Annotated in this window: 22 protein-coding genes; 7 read left to right on the top strand and 15 right to left on the bottom strand. The window is 73.5% G+C overall.

All coding sequences use genetic code 11. The features are described 5' to 3' along the window. Positions 1 to 41: 41 nt before the first annotated feature. The gene (locus ABC270_RS11855) at positions 42 to 665 is read left to right on the top strand and encodes a dihydrofolate reductase family protein (protein ID WP_412880975.1); all 624 of its coding nucleotides are present in this window, start codon (positions 42 to 44) and stop codon (positions 663 to 665) included. A gap of 7 nt (positions 666 to 672) precedes the next feature. Here ABC270_RS11855 and ABC270_RS11850 read toward each other — a convergent pair whose 3' ends face one another. Next, positions 673 to 972, bottom strand: a complete 300-nt coding sequence (locus ABC270_RS11850; RefSeq protein ID WP_412882088.1) for a putative quinol monooxygenase — start codon at positions 970 to 972, stop codon at positions 673 to 675. 127 nt (positions 973 to 1,099) lie between these two features. Here ABC270_RS11850 and ABC270_RS11845 point away from each other — a divergent pair, with 127 nt between their 5' ends. Next, complete coding sequence (locus ABC270_RS11845) at positions 1,100 to 2,563, top strand: amidase (RefSeq protein ID WP_412880974.1); 1,464 nt, start codon at positions 1,100 to 1,102, stop codon at positions 2,561 to 2,563. A gap of 429 nt (positions 2,564 to 2,992) precedes the next feature. On the opposite strand, the gene ABC270_RS11840 is transcribed toward ABC270_RS11845, so the two are convergent. The 6 genes from ABC270_RS11840 to ABC270_RS11815 form a co-directional block, all read right to left on the bottom strand. Next, entirely contained in the window at positions 2,993 to 3,775 is a 783-nt protein-coding gene (locus ABC270_RS11840; RefSeq protein ID WP_412880973.1) for an ABC transporter ATP-binding protein, read from the bottom strand. Next, positions 3,772 to 4,539: an ABC transporter ATP-binding protein gene (locus ABC270_RS11835; protein ID WP_412882087.1), complete on the bottom strand. Its 768-nt coding sequence runs from the start codon at positions 4,537 to 4,539 to the stop codon at positions 3,772 to 3,774. The genes ABC270_RS11840 and ABC270_RS11835 overlap by 4 nt, the downstream gene beginning before the upstream one ends. A gap of 95 nt (positions 4,540 to 4,634) precedes the next feature. After that, positions 4,635 to 5,594, bottom strand: a complete 960-nt coding sequence (locus tag ABC270_RS11830) for an ABC transporter permease (RefSeq protein ID WP_412880972.1) — start codon at positions 5,592 to 5,594, stop codon at positions 4,635 to 4,637. After that, the gene (locus ABC270_RS11825; RefSeq protein ID WP_412880971.1) at positions 5,594 to 6,547 is read right to left on the bottom strand and encodes an ABC transporter permease; all 954 of its coding nucleotides are present in this window, start codon (positions 6,545 to 6,547) and stop codon (positions 5,594 to 5,596) included. Before ABC270_RS11825 ends, ABC270_RS11830 begins: the two co-directional genes overlap by 1 nt. A gap of 29 nt (positions 6,548 to 6,576) precedes the next feature. Further along, positions 6,577 to 8,115 carry an ABC transporter substrate-binding protein gene (locus ABC270_RS11820; protein WP_412880970.1) on the bottom strand — a complete coding sequence of 513 codons (1,539 nt, stop codon included), beginning with the start codon at positions 8,113 to 8,115 and terminating at the stop codon, positions 6,577 to 6,579. A 60-nt stretch (positions 8,116 to 8,175) separates the two neighbouring features. Then, complete coding sequence (locus ABC270_RS11815) at positions 8,176 to 9,129, bottom strand: alpha/beta fold hydrolase (protein ID WP_412880969.1); 954 nt, start codon at positions 9,127 to 9,129, stop codon at positions 8,176 to 8,178. Between the two features lie 64 nt (positions 9,130 to 9,193). Between ABC270_RS11815 and ABC270_RS11810 the strand changes: the two genes are divergently transcribed. Both ABC270_RS11810 and ABC270_RS11805 read left to right on the top strand, forming a co-directional pair. Further along, complete coding sequence (locus ABC270_RS11810) at positions 9,194 to 10,108, top strand: siderophore-interacting protein (RefSeq protein WP_412880968.1); 915 nt, start codon at positions 9,194 to 9,196, stop codon at positions 10,106 to 10,108. Between the two features lie 8 nt (positions 10,109 to 10,116). Next, a complete protein-coding gene (locus ABC270_RS11805; protein WP_412880967.1) occupies positions 10,117 to 10,920 on the top strand; it encodes an ABC transporter ATP-binding protein in 804 nt (267 codons plus the stop codon). A 484-nt stretch (positions 10,921 to 11,404) separates the two neighbouring features. Here the strand turns inward: ABC270_RS11805 and ABC270_RS11800 are convergent, their stop codons facing one another. The 5 genes from ABC270_RS11800 to ABC270_RS11780 form a co-directional block, all read right to left on the bottom strand. Further along, a complete protein-coding gene (locus tag ABC270_RS11800; RefSeq protein WP_412880966.1) occupies positions 11,405 to 11,761 on the bottom strand; it encodes a Fe-S oxidoreductase in 357 nt (118 codons plus the stop codon). Next, positions 11,758 to 13,161, bottom strand: a complete 1,404-nt coding sequence (locus ABC270_RS11795; protein WP_412880965.1) for a dihydrolipoyl dehydrogenase family protein — start codon at positions 13,159 to 13,161, stop codon at positions 11,758 to 11,760. The genes ABC270_RS11800 and ABC270_RS11795 overlap by 4 nt, the downstream gene beginning before the upstream one ends. 85 nt (positions 13,162 to 13,246) lie before the next feature. Beyond that, a complete protein-coding gene (locus ABC270_RS11790; protein WP_412880964.1) occupies positions 13,247 to 14,068 on the bottom strand; it encodes an arginase family protein in 822 nt (273 codons plus the stop codon). A gap of 80 nt (positions 14,069 to 14,148) precedes the next feature. Further along, a complete protein-coding gene (locus ABC270_RS11785; RefSeq protein ID WP_412880963.1) occupies positions 14,149 to 14,874 on the bottom strand; it encodes a PspA/IM30 family protein in 726 nt (241 codons plus the stop codon). Positions 14,875 to 14,983: 109 nt separating this feature from the next. Then, positions 14,984 to 16,927: a TPM domain-containing protein gene (locus ABC270_RS11780; RefSeq protein ID WP_412880962.1), complete on the bottom strand. Its 1,944-nt coding sequence runs from the start codon at positions 16,925 to 16,927 to the stop codon at positions 14,984 to 14,986. Positions 16,928 to 17,211: 284 nt separating this feature from the next. Here ABC270_RS11780 and ABC270_RS11775 point away from each other — a divergent pair, with 284 nt between their 5' ends. Both ABC270_RS11775 and ABC270_RS11770 read left to right on the top strand, forming a co-directional pair. Then, entirely contained in the window at positions 17,212 to 17,415 is a 204-nt protein-coding gene (locus ABC270_RS11775) for a hypothetical protein (protein WP_290131554.1), read from the top strand. 41 nt (positions 17,416 to 17,456) lie between these two features. Next, positions 17,457 to 18,023 (top strand): 4'-phosphopantetheinyl transferase family protein, encoded by a 567-nt coding sequence (locus ABC270_RS11770; RefSeq protein WP_412880961.1) that lies wholly within the window; start codon positions 17,457 to 17,459, stop codon positions 18,021 to 18,023. On the opposite strand, the gene map is transcribed toward ABC270_RS11770, so the two are convergent. Then, entirely contained in the window at positions 18,007 to 18,774 is a 768-nt protein-coding gene (gene map / locus ABC270_RS11765) for a type I methionyl aminopeptidase (RefSeq protein ID WP_412880960.1), read from the bottom strand. The genes ABC270_RS11770 and map overlap by 17 nt on opposite strands. A 31-nt stretch (positions 18,775 to 18,805) precedes the next feature. Here map and ABC270_RS11760 point away from each other — a divergent pair, with 31 nt between their 5' ends. Continuing rightward, a complete protein-coding gene (locus ABC270_RS11760; protein WP_412880959.1) occupies positions 18,806 to 19,090 on the top strand; it encodes a helix-turn-helix transcriptional regulator in 285 nt (94 codons plus the stop codon). Positions 19,091 to 19,171: 81 nt separating this feature from the next. Here the strand turns inward: ABC270_RS11760 and ABC270_RS11755 are convergent, their stop codons facing one another. Further along, complete coding sequence (locus ABC270_RS11755) at positions 19,172 to 20,491, bottom strand: M1 family metallopeptidase (RefSeq protein WP_412880958.1); 1,320 nt, start codon at positions 20,489 to 20,491, stop codon at positions 19,172 to 19,174. Positions 20,492 to 20,499: 8 nt separating this feature from the next. Continuing rightward, positions 20,500 to 24,426, bottom strand: a complete 3,927-nt coding sequence (locus tag ABC270_RS11750) for a Pls/PosA family non-ribosomal peptide synthetase (protein WP_412880957.1) — start codon at positions 24,424 to 24,426, stop codon at positions 20,500 to 20,502. Positions 24,427 to 24,520 lie beyond the last annotated feature (94 nt).

The following is a 24,520-nucleotide window of genomic DNA, read 5'->3' as shown; positions in this document are numbered from 1 at the left end:
CCTGCCATGATCGAGGCACCACCGTCGACGAGGAGCACGCGATGCCCGAGGACACCACCACCGACACCACCTGCCACATGTCGATGTCGCTCGACGGCTTCGTCGCCGGTCCGGCCCAGGGCCGCGACCACCCGCTCGGGGTCCGCGGCGGCGAACTGCACACCTGGCACATGCCGGGAGTCGAGGTGGGCGAGGCAGACCGGACCGCAGCCGCGTGGCTCATGCGCCCGCGCGGCGCCTACGTCATGGGTCGCAACATGTTCGGGCCGGTGCGCGGTGCCTGGGACGGACCGTGGGACGGCTGGTGGGGGCCGGAGCCGCCGTACCACGCACCCGTCTTCGTCCTCACGCACCACGAGCACGAGCCGATCGAGATGGCGGGCGGCACGACGTTCCACTTCGTCACCGAGGGCTTCGACACCGCGTACGCCCGCGCTGTGGAGGTCGCCGGCGGCCGCGGCGTCGACATCGCCGGGGGAGCGTCGACGGTGCGGCAGGCGCTCGCCGCGGACGTCGTCGACGAGCTGACGCTCGACATCGCCCCGGTGCTCCTCGGCAGGGGTGAGCGCATCTTCGACGGAGCGCAGGAGTTCGGGTTCGAGCCCGTCGAGGTGCTGCACTCGCCGCTGACGACGCACATCCGGTACCGACGCGTCCGCGGGTGACGGGCGCTCAGTCGAGCGCGATGGACCGGTCGAAGGTCCGGGTCGTCGGTGGTCCGGCGATGACGGACGCGAGCTGGCGTGCCGCGCCCTCCGGCGTGGCACGCCACGCGACGTACGCCGAGTGGTCGGCTGCCGTCGCCCAGCGCTCCACGACCACGACGTGCTGCGGGTCGGCGTCCTCGACGATCACCTCGAGCGACTCGTTGCCCGGGAAGGCCCGGGTCTGGGCGAGGGTCGCGCGGATCGCGGTCTCGACCTCGTCGGCGGGCAGCTCGGCGCGGAGCTGCACCTCGAGCAGGACGGTCATCGTCACTTCGGACACCTTTCGTCGGGGACGCGGGGGACAACCCGTCGGCGCGCTGTGGTGTTCCGGATCCGTCCACAGGGCGGACGGGCGAGGGAGACCGGCGGTGGGCGCCGCCTAGGCTTGCCCCGTGTTCGAACTGCACCACCTGTCCGCCCAGGAGCTCTGGGACTGGATCCGTCGCGGTGAGGTGACCGCTCGGGAGGCGGTCGACCACTACCTCGCTCGGATCGATCGGTTCGACGCGGACGGACCTGCCGGAGCCGGCCTCGGCGCGTTCGTGACCGTGACGGCCGAGGCCGCGCGCGACCGGGCCGACCACCTCGGCGAACGGGTGCCGACGTCGCGACCGCTGTGGGGCCTCCCGGCTGCCGACAAGGACCTGTACGACCGAGCGGGTGTCGTCACCCGCAACGGCACGACCAGCCTGCGGGCGCAGCCAGCACCTGCCGATCACCCGCTCGTCGCCGCGGCGGACGCAGCGGGCAGCATCAGTCTCGGCAAGACGGCCTCGCCGGAGTTCGGGATGTCGTCCTCGTCCGAGACGCGCTTCGGCACGACCCGCAACCCGTACGACACCGCTCGTGCCCCCGGCGGGAGCTCCAGTGGTGCCGCGGTGGCGGTCGCGGCCGGACTGCTCCCCGCGGCGGTCGGCAGCGACGGCGGCGGATCCGTCCGGATCCCCGCGGCGGCGACGGGTCTCGTCGGGCTGAAGCCGAGCCGGGGCCGTGTCCCCGCGATGCCGGGCCGGTCGGGTGTCGGCGGGCTCTCGGTCGCGGGGCCGCTCACGCGGTCGGTCGCCGACGCCGGGATGCTGCTCGACGCGCTCGTCCGACCGACGGGGCTCGACGAACCGGAGCCGTACGCGCTCGTCACGCCGGACGTCGGCGACGGTCCGTTCACCGCGGCGGCCGTCCGTGGCGAGGGACGCTTCGTGGTCGGTGTCCTCGACGGGTCGCCGTGGGACGACACCGTCGACGTCGTGGTCGATCCGGCGGCGCGCGCCGCGGTGGAGACGGCGATCCGGGTGCTCGGCGAGGTCGGACACGGAGTGGAGGACGTCGCGATGCCCCGCACGCCCTACGCCGACGCCTTCCGCGTGGCGTGGGAGTCGAGCGCGGCGCGGCTGCCGTTCGTGCCGGGCATCGACCTGCGGCAGCTCACGCCCCTCGTCGGGTGGCTCGTGGCCCGGGGACGGCGCCTGACCGGCCCGCGGGTGCTCGACGCGATGACGGCGCTCGACGCGTTCTCGGTGTCGCTCATCGGCGCGTTCGACCGGTTCGACGCCGTGCTCACGCCGACCCTGGCCCTGACGCCCCGTCCGCTCGGTTGGTACGGCGACGACCCGGAGGAGGACTTCCGGCGGCAGTGCGCCTACTCACCGTGGACGTCCATGGTGAACGTGTCCGGGTTGCCCGCGATCACGTTGCCGGTGGGCGTCACGGACGACGAGCACCCCGACGGGGGCGGGCTCCCGATGGGGGTGCAGCTCATCGGTCGCCCCGGCGGTGAGCGCGTGCTGTTGGCGATCGGCGCCCAGCTCGAGCGCCGGCTCCGCTGGCAGCGGCGACACCCGCCCGCCTGGACCGCCTGACCGTCGGACGGGAGGGCCGTGGCAGCGCCGCCATGCGCCTGCCGTCCGGGTCGTCGCGGACCCCGGCCGTGGGGTCTGGTGCGGCGTGGCTGGGTGTGGACGAGCCAGGCGCGCGGGCCGTCGTCGCACGACTGCCGTTGGCGGACGACGGTCCCGTCGTCGTCCGAGAGCGGGCCCGTCGTCCGTTGCGTGTGCACCTGTTGCGTGCGCCCGTATGTGACCGTGCCGTCGTCGTACGACAGCGGCGCCGTCGCCCGTTGCGCGTGCGACGACCCGACGGCACGAGACGCACGTGCGACACGCGACCACCGGCGGGCGCGTGCATGTTCCGACGAAGCACGCGTCGATCGACGCGTGGGATGTCGAAACGCGCGCGTTTCGTGGACTCGCCGCCCGAGACCGGCCCGAGCTCGGCCCGAGGCCCCCGCCCTACGGCAGGGTCGGCGCCGCCGCCACCAGGGCCTGGGTCACGGGGTGCTGCGGCGCGTCGAGGAGCGACACCGGCCCGTGCTCGACGATCCGCCCCGCCGACATCACCGCGACCGTGTCGCACAGCCGCTGCACCACGCCGATGTCGTGCGACACGAGCACCAGGGTCAGCCCGAGGTCGTCCGCGAGCGACCGGAACAGGTCGATCACGCGTGCGCGGACCACCACGTCGAGGGCGCTCATCGGTTCGTCCCCGAACAGGATCCGCGGCGAGTGCACCACTGCCCGCGCGATCGCGATGCGCTGCCGCTGGCCCCCGGAGAACTCGTGCGGGTACCGCGACACGGCGTCCGCGGGCAGGTCCACCCGCTCGAGGACCGACTCGACGAGGGACGCGTGCGAACCGGGGACCCGCAGCGCCCGCAGCGGTTCGGCGACGATCGCCCCCACCCGCATGCGCGGGTCGAGCGAGGCGTACGGGTCCTGGAACACCACGCCGGTCTCGCGACGGTACCAGCGCAGCGCACGCGCCGACGCCGACGCGACAACAGGGCGTCCGGAGGCCGACACGGTCCCGGCGGTCGGTACCTCCAGGCCGGCGAGCAGCCGCACCAGGGTGGACTTGCCGGAGCCGGACTCGCCCACGACCCCGAGGCGGCTGCCGGCGGCGACCGCCAGGTCGACGCCGTCGACCGCGGTCCGCACCGGGCCGGGTTCGAACGGACCCCGACGGGGGAGTCGGTAGTGCCGGTGCAGTCCGGTGCCCTCGAGCAGTGCGGTCACCGGTCTCCTCCGGGGGTGCGGCGGGCGGTCGCCCGGGCGGCGGACACGAGGGCGACGGTCGCGGGGTGTTCCGGCGCGGACAGCAGCTGCTGGACGGAACCCTGCTCGACCACGCGTCCCGCGTCGAGCACGACCGCGGTGTCGGCGATCCGGGCGAGGACCGCGAGGTCGTGGGTCACGAACACGATGCCCGCTGACCGCTGCTCGAACAGCTCGAGGATGCGCGCCTCGGTCGTCACGTCGAGCGCGGTCGTCGGTTCGTCGGCGACGAGGTACGCCGGGTCACCCGCGACGGCCATCGCGATGCACACACGTTGACGCTGGCCGCCGGAGAGCTGATGGGGGTACTGCCGGAGGAGTGACGCCGGGTCGGGCAGGCCGACCTCCGTGGCGAGCGCGATCGCTCGCGTCGCGGCGGTCCGCCGGTCGAGCCCGTGGTGCAGTCGGAGCGGCTCGGCGATCTGCGCCCCGACGCGGCGCAGCGGGTCGAGCGCGGTGCCCGGCTCCTGGAACACCATCCCGATGCCGGAGCCGCGGTGGCGCGCGCGCTCCCGGTCCGGCAGTCCGACGAGCTCGGTGCCGTCGAGCCGGATGCTGCCGGTGACGGCCGCCCCGGCGGGCTCCAGACCCATCAGCGCGAGGGCGGTCATCGACTTCCCGGAGCCGGAGGCGCCGATGACGCCGAGGCGCCGGCCGGGAGGCACGGTGAACGTCACGCGGTCGAGGATCGTCCGCCCCGCGATCCGGACCGTGAGGTCGCGCACCTCGAGCCCGCCGGTCGCATCGGTCGCATCGGTGTGTCCGGTCGCGTCGGTAGGTCCGGTCGCGTCGGTACGTCCGGTCGCGTCGGTGTGGTCGGTCACGCAGTCACCCCCGGCTCGGCGCCCGCTGCGCGGTCGCGGTCGGCGGGGGAGCCGATGCCCGTGCCCGTGCCCGCGCCCGCGCGCGGGCCCGGACCAGCGACGGGTGGATCCTCGTCGCCCGCGTCGGACGCACGGTCGGCGGTGGTCAGTCGCGGATCCGTGGCGTCGCGCACCGCGTCCCCGAGGAGCGACAGCGCCGCGACGACCAGTGCGATCGACGCGCCCGGCCAGGTCGCACTCCACGGGTGCACGCCGATGTAGGCCTGCAGGTCGGAGAGGAGCGACCCCCACGAGGCCGTGTTCGACCCGGCGCCGTAGCCGAGGTACGACAGCCCGGCCTCGGCGAGCACCGCGGTCGCCATCGCGAGCGAGAGCTGCACGGTGAAGAGCGGTGCGGCGTTCGGGACGAGGTGCCGGAGCAGCACGCCGCCACCACCGACCCCGGACGCCCGGGCCGCGGTGACGTAGTCGCTCCGGGCGATGCGGCGGATCTCCCCGCGGGCGACGCGGGCGATCGTCACGCCGAACGACAGGCCGACCGAGACGATCACGACGCCGAGCGAACCGCCGTACACCGCGGTGAGGAGCATCGCGGTGAGGAGCGTCGGGAACGCCACGAGGATGTCGAGGAGGACCGCCGTGCCCTCCCGGACCCACCGCGCGGTCAGCGAACCGATCGCGGTGAGGACGACGCCCACGACGCTCGCGATCACCCCGGACCCGACGGCGACGAGGACGGTGGTCCTGGTGCCGGCGAGCAGGTAGCTGGCGATGTCGCGTCCGGAGGCGTCGGTGCCGAACCAGTGCGCGGCGCTGGGGCCCTCCCACTGGTGGAAGGGGTCGGCACGGAAGGGGTCCTGCGGCGTCCACACGAGCGACACCACTGCGAGCACCACGAGCAGGCCGAGCACCACCACGGCGAAGACACCCGTCGGACGGGCGAGGAGGCGACGCATCACGACGACGCCTCCCGCTGCCGGGGGTCGAGTGTGCGGTGCACGACGTCCACCGCGAAGCCGACGAGCAGCACGAGCCCGGTGAGCACGAGGAGCTCCGACTGCACCTTCGTCACGTCCCGGCGTCCGACGTCGGTGACCAGCATCCGGCCGACCCCGGGGAGCGAGAAGAGCTGCTCGACGACGACCGCCCCGACGAGCAGTCCCGCGATCTGGACCCCGAGCACGGCGAGCACCGTGAGCGCGACCGAGGGCAGGCCGTGCCGGAGCAGGGCCTGCGTGCGGGTGAGCCCGATCGCCGCGGCGGTCCGGACGTGGTCGGCGTCGAGGACGCCGAGCGTCGCCGAGCGGGTGAAGCGGAGGATGACCGCGCCCTCGACCGCGCCGATCGTCAGCGCCGGGAGCACGAGCGAGGAGAACGCGCGACCCGGCTCCTGCCAGCCGTCGAGCGGGAACCCCTGGGTCGGCAGCCAGTGCAGCGTCACGGCGAACAGGGCGACGAGCAGCATGCCGGCCCAGACGATCGGCACCGCCGCCACGGCCTGCGCGACGAACCCGATGACCGCGCCGCCCGCACGCTTGCGGAGCACGGCGGCCAGCACGCCGAGCGGCACCCCGAGGACGAGGGCCGCGACGAGCGACATGCCGGCGAGGGGCAGCGTCACGCTGAGCTTCTGTACGAGTTCCGGCGCGACGGCGCCTCCGGTCACGAGCGACCGGCCGAGGTCGCCGCGGAACAGCCCGCCGATCCAGTCGAGGTACTGCACGACCACCGGACGGTCGAGCCCGAGCGCCTGTCGCAACTGCGCCACCTGCTCCGGCGTCGCCTGGGTGCCGGCCACGATCTGCGCGACGTCGCCCGGCAGCACCCGCAGCGTGGCGAACACGATGATGCTCGCCACGAGCAGGCCGACGACGAGCAGCAGGAGCCGCCCGATCAGGAACCGGGTCACGGGTCGATGCTACTGAGGGGCCGGCCGGGTCACCCGACGGCGACGCCGGACAGGTCGAGCCGCGAGTTCGTACCGTCGAACGGGACCCCCGTCACGCCCTTCCGGACGGCGGTGATCGACGTCGACGTGTACAGCCACTCGCCGGCGGCGTCCTCGGAGACGATCTTCGCGGCCTTCCGGAGCGCCTCGACCTTGGCGGACTCGCTCGTGGCGGCGAGGGACTGCGCGTAGAGGTCCTGGACCTCCTCGTTGTCGTACCCGAAGTAGTAGTCCGGGTTCGCCCAGTTGCCGAAGTCCCGCGCCTCGACGTGGTCGACCATGCTCATGTCGAACGTGCGCTCGCCCGACTTCGGTGCCGAGAAGACGTTCGACAACCAGGTGGCGAAGTCGACGCGCTGCACCGTCAGGGTGATGCCGACGTCGGCGAGCTGCGACTTCAGCACGTCACCGATCGTCGCCGGGTAGATGTTCGCGTAGGTCAGGGTCAGGTCGAGCTTCGGCTTCCCGGCCGCGGCGAGCAGCTTCTTCGCGTTCGCGGGGTCGTACGCGTCGATCGAGGTGAGGTCCTGGTAGCCGGGGTCGAGCTCCGGGATCGGTCCGCCCTGCTCGACGCCGGTGCCGCCGATCGCCTTGATGATCGCCTTCGCGTCGATGGCCTGCCGGATGGCCTGGCGGACCCGCTTGTCGGTGAACGGCGCCTTCTTGTCGTTGAACGCCAGCGTGTACTTGTCGGTCGTCCTGCCGGTGTGCAGCGTGATGTCCTGGTTGCCCTGGAGCTGGCTCTTGAGCGTGCCGTCCACCGCGGTCTGGACGTCGAGGTCGCCGTTGGCCATCGCGTTCACGGCGGTCGAGGGGTCGGTGATGTAGCGGAACACGACCTTGGCGACCTTCGCCTTCGTGCCCCAGTAGTCGTCGTTGCGGTCGAAGGTCAGCGAGTCGCCCTGCTTCCAGGACGCGACCTCGAACGGGCCCGTGCCGTTGGCCGAGTCGGAGAGGTCGTTCTTCGCGGCCTTCTCGAGCACGAGCCCCGAGCGACCCGTGAGGTTCCAGAGCAGGTCGGAGTCGGGCTTCGACAGCCGCAGGACGACCGTGTCCGACGACGGTGAGGTGATCGAGGACACGTTCGCGAGCTTGGCGGAATCGACGTAGGTGTCGTTGTCCTTGACCTGCTGGAGCGACCACACCACGTCCGCTGCCGTGACGGGCTTGCCGTCCTGGAACGACGTCCCCTTCCGCAGGGTGAACGTGTACGTGCGGCCGTCGGAGGAGACCTGGTGCGAGGACGCGAGCACGTCCCGGATCTCGCCGTCCGTCGTGCGGCCGACGAGGCCCTGGTACACGTTGTCGATGAGCACCTGGTCGAGCGCGGCGCCGGACTGCGTGCGGATGTCGAGGCTCGTGGGCTCGAGCACCAGGCCGACGCGCACGGTGGCGTCTGCGCCGCCCTGCTCGTTCGACGAACCGGAGCAGCCGGTCAGAGCGAGTGCGGACGCGACGGCCACCGCGGTCGCTACGACGGCGAGGCGTGCCCGCTTCGACGCGGCGGTGCGGGGGAGGAGCGGACTCATGGGTTGTGGGTTCCTTCCGGACGCTCGTGGCGACGGTCGTCGCGTGGCGCTCGCACGAGACTACTGGCGTGCGGAGCCGTGCTGCGACGGTTTCTGTTCCGGGTGCAACAATTCGTGATCGTCCGTCCATGCCCGGATCGCCCGTGCGAGTTCGAGCGGCGCCTGGTTCTGCACCGCGTGCCGCGACTCGACCGTCACGATGCGGGCGTGCGGCAGGCGTTCGGCGAACCCGGCGTGCAGCTTCGGCGAGACGTAGCCGCGGTCACCGCGCACGAGGAGGATCGGCACGTCCAGGGCCTCGAGGTCCGGCCAGGCGTCGGCGAACCGCCCCACCGATGCCGTGCGGCCCTTCGGCAGGTGCGGGAAGTGGTGTCGACGCACGAGTCGTCCGTCGGCGCCGAGTCGCGTGGTGTGCCGGGCCTCGCGCAGCAGGACCTCGCGGTCGTGGCCGACCCGTGCCTCGACGGCGCGGTCGACGACCTCGTCGAGGGAGGTGAACGGCTGCTCGTCCTCGAGCGCGCGGGCGATCCGGTCGACGGCCCGCTGCGCGAAGTCCGGGGACATGTCGACGAGCACGAGGCCGGTCACGCGCTCCGGGGCGGTCGCGGCGATCCGCGCCGCGAGGATGGCGCCGAGCGAGTGCCCGACGAGGACTCCCGGTGGCACGTGCAGCGCGTCGAGCGCTGTGAGCACGGTCGGCGCGGTCGCGCTCGCACCGTAGTCGGCGTCGTCGCGCCACGAGGATCGGCCGTGGCCGGGCAGGTCGAGCGCCACCGCCGGCGCCCCGACGGCGATGGCCGTCTGGTCGAAGCTGTGCGCGTCGATGCCGAGCCCGTGCAGGTAGGTGATCCGGGCCTCCCGGTCGCCCCACCGGATCGCGGACACGTCGTGTCCGTCCGGGGTGCGGACCACCTGCCTGGAGGCGCGCAGCGGCTCCGCCACGCCGCTCGCGGCGGCGAGACGGGCGAGGTCGGCGAACTCGTCGTCGGGTTCGGGGTCGAGACGATCGGACACGGCACGATCCTGCCACCGTGTGGAACCCTGGCCGCGTTAGGTAAGGCATGCCATACTTGGACGCGTGGCAGCCCGGTACCGCATCTTCTCCGTCCGCGTGGCAGCCGTCACGTCCCTCACCCCGCACTTCGTGCGGGTGACGCTGACGGGCGACGCACTCGCGGAGTTCTCCGCCGTCGGGCTCGACCAGCGGATCAAGGTCATGCTGCCGATCGAGGGCCACGGGTTCTCGGAGCTGCCCGAGGACGGCGACTGGTACGGCGCCTGGCGCGAGCTGCCGGATGCGGTGCGCAACCCCCTCCGCACGTACACCGTGCGGTCGTTCCGCCCCGACGCGCACGAGCTCGACATCGACTTCGTGGCGCACGGTGACGCCGGACCCGCCTCCCGCTGGGTGTCCGGCTGCCGGGTGGGTGACGAGATCCGGATCGTCGGGCCCCGTGTGCCGGAGTCGCCCGACGAGCTGCCGACCGGTGCCGCCGAGTTCGCTCCCGGCACCGCGACCCGCATCCTGCTCGCGGGCGACGAGACCGCCGCGCCGGCGATCTGCGCCATCCTCGAGGCCCTCGACGTCGCCACCGTCGGTCACGTCTTCATCGAGGTCCCGACCGACGCCGACCGTCTGCCCGTGCGCGCGCCGTCCGGGGTCGAGGTCCGGTGGATCGCCCGGAACGGCGCATCGCACGGTGTCCGGATGACGGACCAGGTGCACGCGTGGGCCTCGACCGTCACGGCGACGACGGCCGGGGGCGCGCCCGCGGTCTGCGCCGACCCGGCGGACTTCACCGAGGTGGACGTCGACGAGCAGGTCCTCTGGGAGGTCCCCGCCCCCGTCGACGAGCGCCCGGTGTACGCCTGGATCGCGGGGGAGGCCGGTTGCGTCAAGGAGTTGCGCCGCCACCTCGTCCGCGGCGTCGGTCTCGACCGGGAGCAGGTCGCGTTCATGGGCTACTGGCGGAACGGCAAGGCCGAGCATTGACCGCGGCGGTGCCCACCACCGCCCTCCCCACGACGGCGCTCGGTGCCCGTGGGCTGACGCTCGCGTACGACGACCGCGTGGTCGTGTCGGACCTCGACGTGGACGTCCCCGACGGTGAGCTGACGGTGGTCATCGGCCCGAACGCCTGCGGCAAGTCGACCCTCCTGAAGTCGTTCGCGCGGACGCTGCGACCGAGCGCGGGCACGGTGTACCTCGACGGGGCACCGATCACGTCCCTCCGGCCGAAGGCCGCCGCGCGTCGCGTGGCGATGCTGCCGCAGACGCCGATCGCCCCCGACGGCATCACCGTGCGCGACCTCGTGTCGCGTGGACGCTTCCCGCACCAGGACCTCCTGCACCCGTCGTCGGGGTCCGACCGGGCGGCCGTCCAGGCAGCACTCGAGCAGACCGACACGGTGGCGCTCGCGGACCGCAGCGTCGACGAGCTCTCGGGCGGGCAGCGGCAACGGGTCTGGATCGCGATGGTGCTCGCGCAGCAGACCGACATCGTGCTGCTCGACGAACCCACCACGTTCCTCGACATCGCGCACCAGTACGACGTGCTCGAGCTCGCCGCCGGGTTGCACCGTGCGGGGCGCACCGTCGTCGCCGTGCTGCACGACCTCAACCAGGCCGCCCGGTACGCGACGCACCTCATCGCGATGCGGGCGGGGTCGATCGTGGCCGCGGGGACCCCGTCGGAGGTCCTCACGGCGTCCCTGGTGGAGGACGTGTTCGGCCTGCCGTGCGTCGTCGTCCCCGACCCGGAGACCGGCACGCCCCTCGTCGTCCCGAGGCGTCCCGCCGCCTGACCCGCTGCGCGAGCGAGTGCGGCGGGTCAGGCGCGCGCGTGCCGGGTCGAGGTTTCGCAATCCTGGCATCTCGCGCTCGCTGACGCCGCCCTGAGGAACCTCGGCGACCGGCGCGCGGGGAGTTGCGGAACCTCGGGGGTGGAGCGCGTGGCTCGCGCGCGGCGCCGCGAAGTTCCGAGATCCTGGCATCTCGCGCTCGCTGACGCCGATCCACGAAACCTCGGCGCCCCGCACACGGCGAGTCGCGGAACCTCGGGCGCGGCTGGACGCAGGACGGGCCGGTCACGTTCGTGGCTCGCGACGCGCGTCCTGCGATCGCGGCGAGGCGCAAGCGGCGTGTTGCGGGATCGACGGACGGACGGGCGGTCGTTCGGACTGGCGGGGCCCGCTCAGCGTTGACGCGACGGCGTCACGCGGCCGGCGGTGGACGGACGGGAGGCACGTGGCGGCGCCGCCACGTGCCTCCCGTCCGTCTCGCACCGCGTCAGCGGACGTAGCCGCCGTCCTCGAGGCCGGCCTCGACCTCGAACCGGTTGCGGAGCGGATCGCGCCCTGCGATCGCGTAGAGGACGGGCATCGCCATGCCGTACCGCTTCCACTGCGCGACGTGGACCCGCTCGTGCCGGAGCACGCGGTCGCCGTCGTTGTCGCGCGTCAGGTACACCGAGCCGACGCAGGTGCCGCCTCGCCGGAACGCCCAGCGGGGGAGACCCGAGCAGACGACGAGCCCGTCGACGACCCGGACCGGACCCGTCGACAGCGGGAGTCCGACGGCGAGGCCGACCGCGGTCGCGAACAGCCAGCCGGCCCGGGACAGCACCGAGTCGACGAAGGGGTTCACGCCGGACGGCCGTAGGTCTCGAGGAGCCGCAGCCACACCTCGTTCATCGTGGGGTAGGCGGGGACCGCGTGCCAGAGGCGGTCGATCGGGACCTCACCGACGACTGCGATCGTCGCCGCGTGCAGCATCTCGGCGACGTCCTGGCCGACGAACGTGGCTCCGACGACGACCCCGCGGGACTCGTCGACGACGAGGTTCGCACGTCCGGTGTAGCCGTCGGCCTGCAGCGCGGCGCCGGCGACGTTGCCGAGCTCGTACTCGACGGTGCGGACGTCGAGGCCCTGCTGGCGCGCCTTCGCCTCGGTGAGCCCGACGCTCGCGACCTCGGGGTCCGTGAACGTCACCTGCGGGGCGGCGGCGTGGTCGGCAGTGGCGACGTGCGCACCCCACGGCTCGGTGTTCAGCGGCGTGCCCTGGTACCGCGCCGCGATGGCCTCTCCGGCGGCACGGGCCTGGTACTTGCCCTGGTGGGTCAGGAGCACCCGGTGGTTGACGTCGCCGACCGCGTAGAGCCAGTCGGTGCCGTGCACGAGCATCGTGTCGTCGACGTCGAGCCACGCGCCTGGTTCGAGGCCGACCGTCTCGAGACCGAGGTCGGCGGTGTGGGCGCGACGTCCGGTGGCGGCGAGGACCTCGCTCGTGACGACCGTCGAGCCGTCGTCGAGCGTGGTGGTGACCAGGCCGTGCTCGTCGCGGTCGACCCGGACGGGGTTGACGCCGGTGCGGACGTCGACACCGCGGGCACGGAGGGCGTCCGCCACGAGCTCGCCGGCGAAGGGCTCCATGCCACCGAGCAGGCCGTGCCGGGCGACGAGGGTGACCTTCGCGCCGAGCGACGCCCACGCGGTCGCGAGCTCGGAGCCGGAGACACCGCCGCCGATGACGAGCAGGCTCTCCGGGACCTCCTGCGCGCTGGTGGCCTCGCGGGTGCCCCAGGGCTGTGCCTCGGCCAGGCCGGGGACGTCGGGGAGCGTGTGCAGTGAGCCGGTGACCACGGCCACGGCCGCACGTGCGGTGTGCTCCGTGCCGTCGACCTCGATGGTCTTCTCGCCGGTGATGCGCGCGTGTCCGCGGATGAGCGCGATGTCGGCGGACTCGAGCCAGGACACCTGGCCGTCGTCCTTCCAGTCCGAGGTGAAGGAGTTGCGACGGGCGAGCACGTGCGCGGCGTCGAGGCTGCCCGTGACGGCCTGCGCGGCACCGTCGAGGCGCTTGGCCGCCTCGAGCGCGTGACCACTGCGGAGGAGCGCCTTCGAGGGCATGCACGCCCAGTACGAGCACTCGCCACCGACGAGCTCCGCCTCCACGATCGCGACCGAGAGCCCGCGCTTGTGGGCGTAGTCCGCCACGTTCTCGCCGACTGCGCCGGCGCCGATCACGATGAGGTCGTAGTCCGTCATATTGCCAACCTACGCGGCAACGGTCTCCGGATGCCGACCGCGATCGCTACCCGGCGTGGCGGCCGCGCGAGCGGCGGCGCGGGGCTCAGGGGGTCTTCGCCGCGTTCGCGAGGGCGCCGACGGCCCGCAGGATCACGCCGAGGTCGTCCACGGCCCGGTCCGGGTCGACCGGGGCGAACCCGGTGAGTGCCGCGCCCACGAGCCGTCGGCCCCGGGTCGCCGCGGTGATGCGTTCGACCAGGCCGCCTCCGTCGAGGCCGAACGGCACCGGTTCGAGCAGTCCGTCGACCTCTGACGGATCGAGCACGTCGAGGTCGACGTGCACGAACACCGAACCGGCCCCGGTGGCGCTCACGGCGCTGTCGACGGCCTCTGGAGTGGCTGCGTCCACGTCGAGCGTGCGGATGCCGGCACGCTCGAGTGCGGTCAGCTCGCTGTCCTCGGTGCCGCGGACACCGGCGAGGACGACCTTCGAGCCGGACAGGACGGGCAGGTCGGGGAAGAGGTCGTCCGGCCGGTCGACCATGATCCGGAGCGCTGCTGCCTCGGCCGCGACCGGCTGCGCCCGGTTCAGCGGGCGGTAGCCCGTGGACCCGGCGATCCGGACGAGCGCGGTGTCGTCGTCGAACCCGATGGTCGCACCGAGGAACGACGCGCCGTCTCCACCGACGACGAAGGGCGCCTCGGGGGCGACGCTCGACTCCTCGGCGACCCGCTCGGCCACCTGTCGCACCGACGTGTAGCGAGCGATCGCGGTCTCGAGTCGGTCGCCGGCACCGGGCGGGACCTCGACCACGGTCGTCGAGGCGCGAGGAAGGTCCGCCGCGATCGCTGCGGCACCGTCCCCGAGCCGCATCGCACGGGACGACGCCGAACCCTGCCACTGACCGACCACGATGAACTGCATCGTGCCAGTCTGGCAGCCGGGCCCGACGTCGTCCGGGGTGCGTGCTGGGTGCACGCTGGGTCAGCGCGTACCGGCGCGCGTCAGATGCTCGACGACCCGCCGCTCTTGAGCGCCGCGAGCCGGGCCTCGACCTCGGCGTCCTTGCCGACGTCCTCGAGGCTCTCGAACTGGGCGTCGAGGCTCGACGACTGGAGCTCCTGCTGCCCGAGGACCTTCGCCTCTTCGCGGCGGACTTTCTCCTCGAAGCGGTTGAGGTCGCTGGTCGGGTCGGTGATGTCGATGTTGCCGATGGCGTCGTTGACCTTCGACTGCGCCTCCGCCGTCTTCTGGCGGGCGACGAGCGAGTCGCGCTTGGACTTGAGCTCCTCGAGCTTCTGCTCCATGCCCGCGAGGCCGGCCTTGAGCTTCTCGACCTGCTCGTTCTGCGTCGCCAGCGGCCCCTCGTTGTCCTTGACCTCCTGCTCGGCGGCGATCTGCTTGCCGATCGCGACCTTGGCAAGGTTGTCGAACTTGTCGGCGTCCTCGGTCTTGCCCTCGGCGCGGTACTTGTCCGCGGCTGCCGAGGCGTTGGCGGCCTTCTGCCCCCACTCGGCGGCGGCCTTCTTGTCCTCCTCGTGGTCCTGCTCGAGCAGGCGGAGGTTGCCGATGGTCTGCGCGATCGCGGTCTTGGCGTCCGCGATGTTGTTCGTGTAGTCGCGCACGAGCTGGTCCAGCATGAGCTGCGGGTCCTCGGCGTTGTCGATGAGCTGGTTCACGTTCGCCCGGATGAGCGAGGAGATGCGACCGAAGATCGTCTGCTTGGCCATTGCTGTTCCCTTTCTGGAGGAGTACCGGGTCCTGCTGTCTGGTGTGGGTGGTCCGGGTGGTCGTGTCGGTTCGTGGTGGCGTTTCGCGGTGCCGGGTCGCGGTGCCGGGTCAGAAGCGGCCGCCGCCGGAGAAGCCCCCGCCGCCCCCGCCGCCGCCGCCCCCGAAGCCGCCGCCGCCTCCGCCGAAGCCGCCGCCCCCGAAGCCGCCTCCGCCGAACGATCCGCCACCGAACGATCCGCCACGCCCGCCGAGCAGGCCACCGAGGACCAGCCCGGTGACGAGGCCGCCGAGCTGCGCACCGTTCCCGCCGCCACCGGCACCGGGCCAGCCGCCCATGTCGTTGCCGGCCTCGTCCATCGCGGCCGCAGCGTACTGCTCGGCGGCGCGGGCGGCCTGGAGCGCCTGGCCCGGGTTCGCCGTGGCGAGGTCGACCGCGTCGTCGAGGGCCCGCTCGGCCTCCGACAGCCGGGTCCGTGCCGTCGGTCCGACCGCTCCGCGTCGGAGGGCGATGTACTCGCGCGCCTGACTGATCCGGGAGCGGGCGTCGCGCAGGGCGTCGTCGAGGGCCCGTGCGGCGCGTTGGTTCTGCTCCTCGATCCCCCGGGCGGTCGCGAGCGCGGCATCGATGTCGGTGTTCGCCTTCGTCAGGGCGTCGACGGCGGAGATCGGGTCCTTCGGGTCGATGCCCTGCTGCAGGACCGTCTCGGCCTGGGTGACGGCCGCCGCGAGCTCGGGGCTGCTCGTGCGCATCGACCGTGCGGCTGCGACGTCGCCCTCGACGTCGGCGCGCATCGCCTGGGCGCGCGCCGACGCCTCCGCGAAGGTCGTCTCGGCGGCGGTCGCCGACGCGGTCAGCTGCTGCACCTGCGCGAGGGCGTGCTGGGCATCACGTACGGCGACGACGGCTTCGCCCTTGTCTCCGGACGCGATCGCCGCCGTGGCCGCTGCGGACCGTTCCGTCGCGTAGTCGAGCACCTGCTTCGCCTGGTCGACGTTGTCGGACACCGTGGCGAGGGTCCGGCCGGAGTACGACGCGCGGACCCGCTCGAGGGCGGCCGCGGCGGCGGTGACCGACCCCGGCGCGCGTGCGACGTCCGCGGCGAGGGCGGTCGCCGCGTCCTCGACACCGTCCTCGAGCGCGCGGAGCTCGTCGAACGACTCGGTCTGCGCCTCGATCGCTGCGTGCGCCTGCTCACAGATGGCGATGATCTGGTTCGCCCACTCGGCGCGCTGCTGCGGTGTGTCGGGGATCTCGTCGTCGAGCTGCTGCTGGTACGTGAACGCCTGGCGGACGTTGCGCTTCGCGGTGGCGACGGCATCGGCGAAGGGCTTCGCGGCGTCGGGACCGAACTGGGCGGTGGCGAACCCGACCTCTTGCTCTGCGGTCTTCAGCTCGTCGTCGATCGTGACGAGGGCGCCCCCGGCGGTGCGCTCGAGCCCCGCGAGCGACTCCTCCTGTGCCCTCGTGGCCGCGGCGGTCCGGCGCTTGTTGCGCGCACGGACCACGAGCACCACCACGACGATCGCGATCACGACGACGAGCAGGACGACCCACAGCGCCGTGAGGTCCGGCGGGTCCTGCGTCTGCGCGAGTCCGTCGGCGAACGCGGTCGCGGCGGCTGCCCAGTTGCCGTCCCGGAGCTGCGGGACGGCATCGTCCTGGTAGGCGTTCTGCACGTCGGACGAGGACAGGGCCGTCTCGTTCGTCTGGTGGACGTCCGCGATGCGGTCGTCCACCGCGACCGCGAGCACGATGCTGTCGGAGTCGATCTGGTTCCGCTCGCGGAACGCGTCGCCCCACGCGGTGTGGTCGGAGGGGTCCGAGAAGGTCGGGACGTAGACGACGTAGAGCTGCGTCTTCGTCTTGTCGTAGAGGTCCTGCACGGCCTGTTCCACCCGGGTCTGCTGGGCAGCGGTCAGGGCGTTCGCCTGGTCGACGACGTACGCGCCGCCCTGGAGCTGGAAGGGCGCGGTGGCGTGGGACGCGGTCGCGGGTGCGAGGACGAGGAACGCGGTGAGCAGTGCGGTCAGCAGGCGGGTGGCCCAGCGCACGGGGCGGGACCTTCCGCTCTCCGGGCCGTCCCCGACCCCGACCGGTTGTCCGCCGTGGACCGCGCGCATCCGTCCTCCATCCGACCCGCGGGGACCATGGTCGATGCCCCCGGACGGCACCTGGGGGCGCCGTTGCCCGGAGTCTATCCAGGGCACGCACCCGTCGGTCCGGGGACCCCGGCACTGTGGACGAACATCCGTCATCCGCACAGGTCCGAACGATTTGTCCCCCACACCGGGGTATGCTGGCGCCACTGTTCGACGACGAGCGGAAGGGGACAGCAATGGAGCGAACACTGAACACCGAGGTCGTCCCGCTCGAGGACGGCTACCACCGGGTGTCGACCCCGGCGAGCGGCGTGATCGGCTTCGTCCGGGAAGAGGACGGCCGGTACGAGGTGCTCCGCGGACGCGTCCGCCAGGCTACGCGCTCCGAGGGGCTCTACAGCACGATGAACGTCGCGCTGATCGCGCTCACCCACGCCTGATCCGTCGCTGACGGAACCCCTCACCCACGTAGGCTTCCTCCGTGGGTGAGTCGTGCCTCCGGTCCGTCGTCGTGACCCTGCGCCCGGCGGGCGCGGACCGCACGGCCGACCGGGAGGCCCTGGTCGCCGCCGTCGCGTCGACGACGGGCGCCGACGTGGCCGCGGTGCGCGCGGGGCGCGACTGCCCGCACTGCGGCAGCACCGCACACGGCCGTCCGTGGGCGAGCCTGGACGGCCGGGAGGTCGGCGTGAGCCTGTCTCGGACGAGCGGCGTGACCGCCCTCGCGGTCGCACCCGACGCGGTGGGGATCGACGTCGAACGTGTGTCCCGGGTGGCCGCGGCGCCGCTCGACGCCTTCACGCCGGCGGAACTCGACCGGGCCCACGGCGACGTCGACGTGCTCGCAGCGTGCTGGGCGGCGAAGGAGGCCGTCCTGAAACGGGACGGCCGGGGCCTCCGGGTCGACCCGCGCTCGGTCGACGTCGACATCGAGCACGGCCTGGCGGTCCTCGCCGGGGTCGCGCAGCCGGTCGACGTCGTGCGGCCCGGGCCCGACCTCGTGCTCGCGGTCGCCGCAGGGGGACTGCCGGTCACCTGGGGAGCGTGAGCACCTCGGCACCGTCGTCGGTGATCGCGATGGTGTGCTCGGTGTGCGCCGTCCGCGCTCCGGTGGCGCTGCGGAGGGTCCAGCCGTCGGGGTCGGTGACGAGGACGTCCGTGTCGGCCATCACCCAGGGCTCGAGGGCGAGGAGGAGCCCGGGGCGGAGCGTGTAGCCGCGGCCCGGCCGACCGGTGTTCGCGACGTGCGGGTCCTGGTGCATGGTCGACCCGATGCCGTGGCCGCCGAACTCGACGTTGACCGGGTAGCCGGCGCCCTCGAGCACGGTGCCGATCGCGTGGGAGAGGTCGCCGGTGCGGGCGCCGGGGCCGGCAGCGGCGATCCCGGCGGCGAGGGCCCGCTCGGTCGCGTCGATCAGCGCGGAGTCGGCGGGGTCCGCGGTGCCGACGACGAAGCTGATCGCGGCGTCGGCGGCGATGCCGTCGAGCGAGACGGCGAGGTCGAGGGTGAGCAGGTCGCCGTCGGCGAGCGCCCGGTCGTGGGGGAGTCCGTGCAGGACGGCGTCGTTCACGGCCGTGCAGACGTGGTGCCCGAACGGGCCGCGGCCGAACGAGGGTGCGTAGTCGACGTAGCAGGACTCGGCTCCGGCCTGCGCGATGAGCTGCGCCGCCCACCGATCGATCTCGAGCAGGTTCGTGCCGATGCGCGTGCGCTCGCGGAGCGTCTGCAGGATCGTGCCGACGAGGGCTCCGGTGCGGCGGGCGCGGTCGACCTCGGCAGGGTTCAGGATCTCGATCACGGGATGATCGTACTGGTATTACTATCGGTGCATGGTCCGTCTTCCGCTCAGCTCCGTCGAACTCGCCCGCGGTCGTGCGCTCGGGGCGCTGCTCCGCGCCGCCCGCGCCGATCGGTCGATGCTCGACGTCGCGCTCGAGGCCGGGGTGTCGCCGGAGACCCTGCGGAAGATCGAGACCGGACGCATCGCGACGCCGTCGTTCGGGACGGTCGCGGCGCTCGCCGCCGTGGTCGGGCTCTCGCTCGACGACGTCTGGCGGGAGGTGCGTCGGGCCGGCGAGGCCGTGACGGTCGACGTGCCGGCGAGCGTCGTCTGACGCCGTCGGCGGTCGTCCGCGCTCGCGTCGCGTCCACGCTGTCCGCGGGCACGCGCGCGCGTTGCCCCGCGGTGGCGGCCGTCAGTCCGCGGGCAGCCCGGGGACGCCCGACTCCTCGACCCACGGCGCCGTGACGGCACGGACGGCGTCGACGGACACGCCCGCGGCGCCGGCGAAGGCGTCGAGGACGTCGTCCGGCGTGACGGAAGCGTGCCGGTGCCGCTCGGTGATCGTCCGCAGCCCGGCGAAGAACGCGGGGTCGCCGACGGTCCGCCGGAGTGCGTGCAGGGCGAGGGCGCCGCGCTTGTAGACCCGGTCGTCGAACATGTCCCGGGCGCCGGGATCGCCCACCACGAGGTCCTGCGGCTGGTCGAGGAGCCCCTGCCGGTACCGTTCCGCGAGCACGTCGGCGGTCTCGCCGCCGCGGTGCTCGGACCACAGCCACTCCGCGTAGCAGGCGAAGCCCTCGTGCAGCCAGATGTCGCGCCAGCGGGCGACCGTCACGGAGTTGCCGAACCACTGGTGCGCGAGCTCGTGGGCGATGAGCCGGTCGGTGCCGTGCTCGCCGTCGACGTGGTTCCGGCCGAACACCGCGAGACCGTGGGCCTCGAGCGGGATCTCGAGCTCGTCGTCGGTCACGACCACCCCGTACGCGGCGAACGGGTACGGGCCGAACCGGTCGGTGTAGAGCGCGAGCATGTCCGGCACCCGGCCGAAGTCGGTCTTCGCCGCGGCCTGGAGGTCCGCGGGGTGGTGCAGCGTCACCGGGACCCGCGGGCTCCGCAGCTTCGTCGTGCGGTACCGACCGATCTGCACGGTCGCCAGGTACGTCGCCATGGGTTCGGTCGTCGCGTACGTCCAGGTCGTGCCGGCCCGCGTGCGGTCGGTGCCGAGCAGCTCACCGTTCGCGAGGACGTCGTACGCGGCCTCGGCGGTGATCTCGAACCGGTAGGTCGCCTTGTCGTCGGGCCGGTCGTTGCACGGGAACCACGACGGCGCCCCGGTCGGCTGCGCGGCGACGATGACGCCGTCGGTCAGCTCCTCCCAGCCGACCTGACCCCACGGGCTCCGGATCGGACGAGGTGTGCCGCGGTACCTGACGTGGACGGTGAACTCGCTGCCGCCCGTGATCGGCTCCGCCGGTGTGACCGTCAGCTTGTGGGTCGCGGTGCTGACCTTCCTCGCGCGCTTCCCGTCGACGTCCACACGGTCGACCGTGAGCCCGTGCAGGTCGACGACGATCCGTTCGAGCTGCTCGTGCGCCCGGGCGGTGACCGTCGCCGTGCCGTCGAGCCGGTTCGTCGCCACGCGGTAGCCGAGACGGAGCTCGTAGTGCGCCGCGCTCCACCGACGATCGCCGCTGTGCGGGGTGTAGGGGTCGGCGCTGGTGTTCGGCTTCACGGTGCCGCTCAGTCTGGCACGACCACGGCGTCGTCCGACCCGGCAGCGCGCCCCGCGGCCGACGCCCACGGCGGCGCGAGCCACGGCGCGATCGGGTTCCCGGACCACAGCGACCCGGCCGGCACCTGCTCACCGCGCATCACGAGCGACGCCGGCCCGACCGTCGACCCCGCCCCGAGGCCCGCCGCCGGCAGGACGACGCTGTGCGGCCCGAGCGTCGCACCCGCCTCGAGCCGGACGGCGTCGAGCTGCATCACCCGGTCGTGGAAGAGGTGCGTCTGCACGACGGTCCCGCGCGACACCGTCGCGCCGTCACCGATCGCCACGAGGTCGGCCTCGGGCAGCCAGTACGTCTCGACCCAGGTGCCGCGGCCGATCCGCGCGCCGAGGGTCCGCAGCCATGCCGCGAGTGCCGGGGTCCCCGTGCACTGCTCGGCGAACCAGGGCCGCGCGACGGTCTCGACGAAGGTGTCCTGCACCTCGTTCCGCCACACGAAGGAGGACCACAGCGGATGCTCGCCCGCGTCGATCCGACCGACGAACGCCCACTTCGCCGACGTCGAGACCGCGGCCGCGACCGCTCCGGCGACGACGAGCACCGGGCCCGCGAGCAGGACCGTCCAGCCGAGCCCGATCTCGGACCACAGGCCCAGGAGCGACCCGACCACCCCGAGCGCGATCGCCGCCGACACCATCGGCGCCAGGAGCCGCAGCAGCTCCCAGCACCCCCGTGCGACCTTGAGCCTCCGCGGTGGCCGGAACGTGCGCTCCTCGTCGAACGTCGTCGTCGCCCGCCGCAGCCGCACCGGGGGCGTCCCGAGCCACGACGAGCCACGCTTCGCCTTCTTCGGCACCGCCGACAACACGGCCACCAGGGCCTCGCGGGGGACCGACCGACCGGCCCCCGTCATCCCGGAGTTCCCGAGGAACGCCCGACGACCCACCTTCGACCGACCGATCGTCACCCGGCCGCCGCCCAGCTCGTACGTCGCGACCATCGTGTCGTCCGCGAGGAACGCCCCCGACGCGATCTGCGTCAGCGCCGGGATGAGCAGCACCGTCGAGATCTCGGTGTCCCGACCCACCCGGGCGCCGAGGAGCCGGAGCCACAGCGGCGTCACGAGCGAGGCGTACACCGGGAACAGCAGCGTCCGCGCGCCGTCGAGCACCCGCTCGGTCGTCCACACCTGCCACCCGATCCGGCTCCGCACCGGGTGCCGACCCTCGTGCAGGCCCAGCCCGAGCAGCCGCACGGACGCGACGACCAGCAGCGCGTACACGAGACCGGCCACGAGCGTCGCGAGCGGCACCGCGGCGAGTCCGCGCAGCACCGCGACCCCGAGCGTCGGCGCCGCACCCACCAGCACCACCGTCACCGCGAGTCCGGCCGCGACCCCGACGACGGGCAGCCCGGCCACCGCGACCGAGCCGGCCCCGTACGCGACGAGCCAGCGGCGACGGGAGGCGGGTCGCGCCTCCCGGTCGTGCCGAGCCGACCCGACACGCTCCGCCGGCGAACCCGCCCAGCGCTCCCCGTCCGGGACCCGGCCCGCCACCGCCGATCCGGGCTCGACCTCCGCACCGGCCCCCACGTGCGCGCCCGGCAGCAGCGTCGACCGGCTCCGCACCACGGCGTCCGCGTCCACCCGAACCGGCCCCAGGCGGAAGACGTCCCCGTCGACCCAGTGGCCCGCCAGGTCCACCTCCGGTTCGACCGACGCCCGCGCCCCCACCCGCAGCATCCCCGTCACCGGGGGCAGCGCGTGCAGGTCCACGTCCCGCCCGATCCGCGCTCCGAGCGCACGGGCGTAGTAGCTGATCCACGGCGCACCGGCCGTGGACGGACCGTCCACCGCCTCCGCGATCCGCTCCGCCAGCCACACCCGCACGTGGACGGACCCACCACGGGGATGGTCACCCGCCCGCACGCCGAGCAGCAGGAGCCGCGCGAGCACCACCGTCACCGCCATCTTCCCGACCGGGGTCACGAACACCAGCAGCGCCAGGACCAGCCACGGCCACGGGACCGACGGCAGGAACGGCAGCGACGTCGCGTGCAGCACGGTCGACACCAGCGCCGTCCAGGTCAGGACCCGCAGACCACGGAGGACCTGCACCGGCAACCCGAGCACCGTCAGCACGAACCCGGTCGCCGGGGGCACCGGTGCCACCGGCCGCTCCGACGCCTCCGCCGCGCCGGACGCGTCGAGCGCCGCGGCCAGCGCACCGATCCGGGGATGGTCGTACACGTCCGCCACGGTGGTCGTCGGGAACCGCTCCCGGATCGCCGACACCAGCTGCGCCGCCGTCAACGAACCCCCGCCGTGGGCGAAGAAGTCGTCGTCCACGCCCGACACCGGCACCCCGAGGATCGCCGACCACCGCTCCGCGATCCACGCGACCGTCTCCGGCAGGTCCGCGACGCCGGAGACCCCCGGCAACGGCCACGGCAGCGCCGCACGGTCGACCTTGCCCGAGGTCCGCGTCGGCAGGGAGTCCACGACCGCCACCAGCGGCACCATCGCCGCCGGCAGCTCCGCCCGCAACCGTGCGTTCGCCGCGGTGACGTCCACGGTCCGCCCCGCCACCGGCGCCACGTACCCGACGAGCACCTGGTTGCCCGCCGGCGTCCGCTGCACCACCGCGGCACCGCCCGCCACGTCGTCCAACGCCTGCAGCGCCGCGTCGACCTCACCCAACTCGACCCGGCGACCCCCGAGCTTCACCTGGTCGTCCGCCCGCCCCTGGAACACCAGCCCCTCGGGCTCGTACCGCACGAGGTCACCACTCCGGTACGCCCGCTCCCACCCGAGCTCCGGGAACGGCGCGTACTTCTCCGCGTCCTTCGCCGGATCCAGGTAGCGCCCCAGCCCGACCCCGCCGATGACGAGCTCACCGACGCCACCGGGAGCCACCCGCTGCCCCTCGCCGTCGACCACCGCGAGGTCCCACCCGTCCAACGGCAGGCCGATCCGCACCGGAGCACTCCCGTCCATCAGCGCACCACACGCCACCACGGTCGCCTCGGTCGGCCCGTACGTGTTCCACAGCTCCCGCCCACGCGACGCGATCCGAGCCGCCAACTCCGGGGGACAGGCCTCGCCGCCGAAGATCACCAGCCGCACCTGCTCCAACGCGTCGTCGGGCCACAGCGCCGCGAGCGTCGGCACCGTCGACACCACCGTGATCGCGTGCGCGATCAACCACGGCCCGAGGTCGACCCCCGTCCGCACCAACGACCGCGGCGCCGGCACGAGACACGCACCGTGCCCCCACGCCAGCCACATCTCCTCGCACGACGCATCGAAGGCCACGCTCAGACCGGCGAGGACCCGGTCGCCCGGACCGATCGGCGCGTCCCGCAGGAACATCCGCGCCTCCGCGTCCACGAACGCCGCAGCGCTCCGGTGCGTCACCGCCACACCCTTCGGCACCCCGGTCGACCCCGAGGTGAAGATGATCCACGCGTCGTCATCCGGGCGGGGGAGCTCGGCGCTCGCCGTGGGGTCGGTCACCGGCAGTGGTCTGCCCTCCCGGTCCGTGAGCACCCCACCCGCTTCGATCACGCCCACCACGCCGGCCTCGCCGAAGACGAGGGTCGCCCGCTCCTCCGGGTCGTCGGCGTCCACCGGGACGTACGCCGCGCCGGCTGCCAGCACCGCGAGGATGGACACGTAGAGGTCGCGCCCGCCGGAGGGGACGCGGACCCCGACCCGGTCGCCGCGACGCACGCCGCGACGGGCGAGGTCGCGGGCCTGCGCGTGCACGGCTGCCAGCAGGCCCCGGTGGTCGATGGAGCCGTCGGGGTCCTCGAGCGCGAGGGCGTCGGGGTGCGCCGTCGCGGTCTCGGTGAGGACGTCGAGCAGGGTGCGCGGCGCGGGCGCGTGGGTGCCGCGTGCGAGCTCGAGCTGCGGGTTCCCGGTGGCGGTGGTCATCGAGTCCTCTCCCTGGTCGCGTGCTGGGTGACCGGGCCGTGATCCTAGGGGGTCGACGTGACGTGCCGGGAAACGCCGCCAGGGGCGGTGGCAC

Source organism: Curtobacterium phoenicis, assembly GCF_047238015.1.
In the GTDB taxonomy this organism is placed as follows: Bacteria; Actinomycetota; Actinomycetes; order Actinomycetales; family Microbacteriaceae; genus Curtobacterium.
Note: the sequence above shows the minus strand (reverse complement) of the source record. Positions and strands in the feature narration are given on the sequence as shown.

Bases quoted from the DNA above. Each gene is read 5' to 3' on its own strand.
- ABC270_RS11855 (WP_412880975.1), top strand. From the start codon at position 42: ATGCCCGAGGACACCACCACCGACACCACCTGCCACATGTCGATGTCG.
- ABC270_RS11850 (WP_412882088.1), bottom strand. From the start codon at position 972: ATGACCGTCCTGCTCGAGGTGCAGCTCCGCGCCGAGCTGCCCGCCGAC.
- ABC270_RS11830 (WP_412880972.1), bottom strand. From the start codon at position 5,594: ATGCGTCGCCTCCTCGCCCGTCCGACGGGTGTCTTCGCCGTGGTGGTG.
- ABC270_RS11820 (WP_412880970.1), bottom strand. From the start codon at position 8,115: ATGAGTCCGCTCCTCCCCCGCACCGCCGCGTCGAAGCGGGCACGCCTC.
- ABC270_RS11795 (WP_412880965.1), bottom strand. From the start codon at position 13,161: ATGACGGACTACGACCTCATCGTGATCGGCGCCGGCGCAGTCGGCGAG.
- ABC270_RS11790 (WP_412880964.1), bottom strand. From the start codon at position 14,068: ATGCAGTTCATCGTGGTCGGTCAGTGGCAGGGTTCGGCGTCGTCCCGT.
- ABC270_RS11785 (WP_412880963.1), bottom strand. From the start codon at position 14,874: ATGGCCAAGCAGACGATCTTCGGTCGCATCTCCTCGCTCATCCGGGCG.
- ABC270_RS11775 (WP_290131554.1), top strand. From the start codon at position 17,212: ATGGAGCGAACACTGAACACCGAGGTCGTCCCGCTCGAGGACGGCTAC.
- ABC270_RS11760 (WP_412880959.1), top strand. From the start codon at position 18,806: ATGGTCCGTCTTCCGCTCAGCTCCGTCGAACTCGCCCGCGGTCGTGCG.
- ABC270_RS11750 (WP_412880957.1), bottom strand. From the start codon at position 24,426: ATGACCACCGCCACCGGGAACCCGCAGCTCGAGCTCGCACGCGGCACC.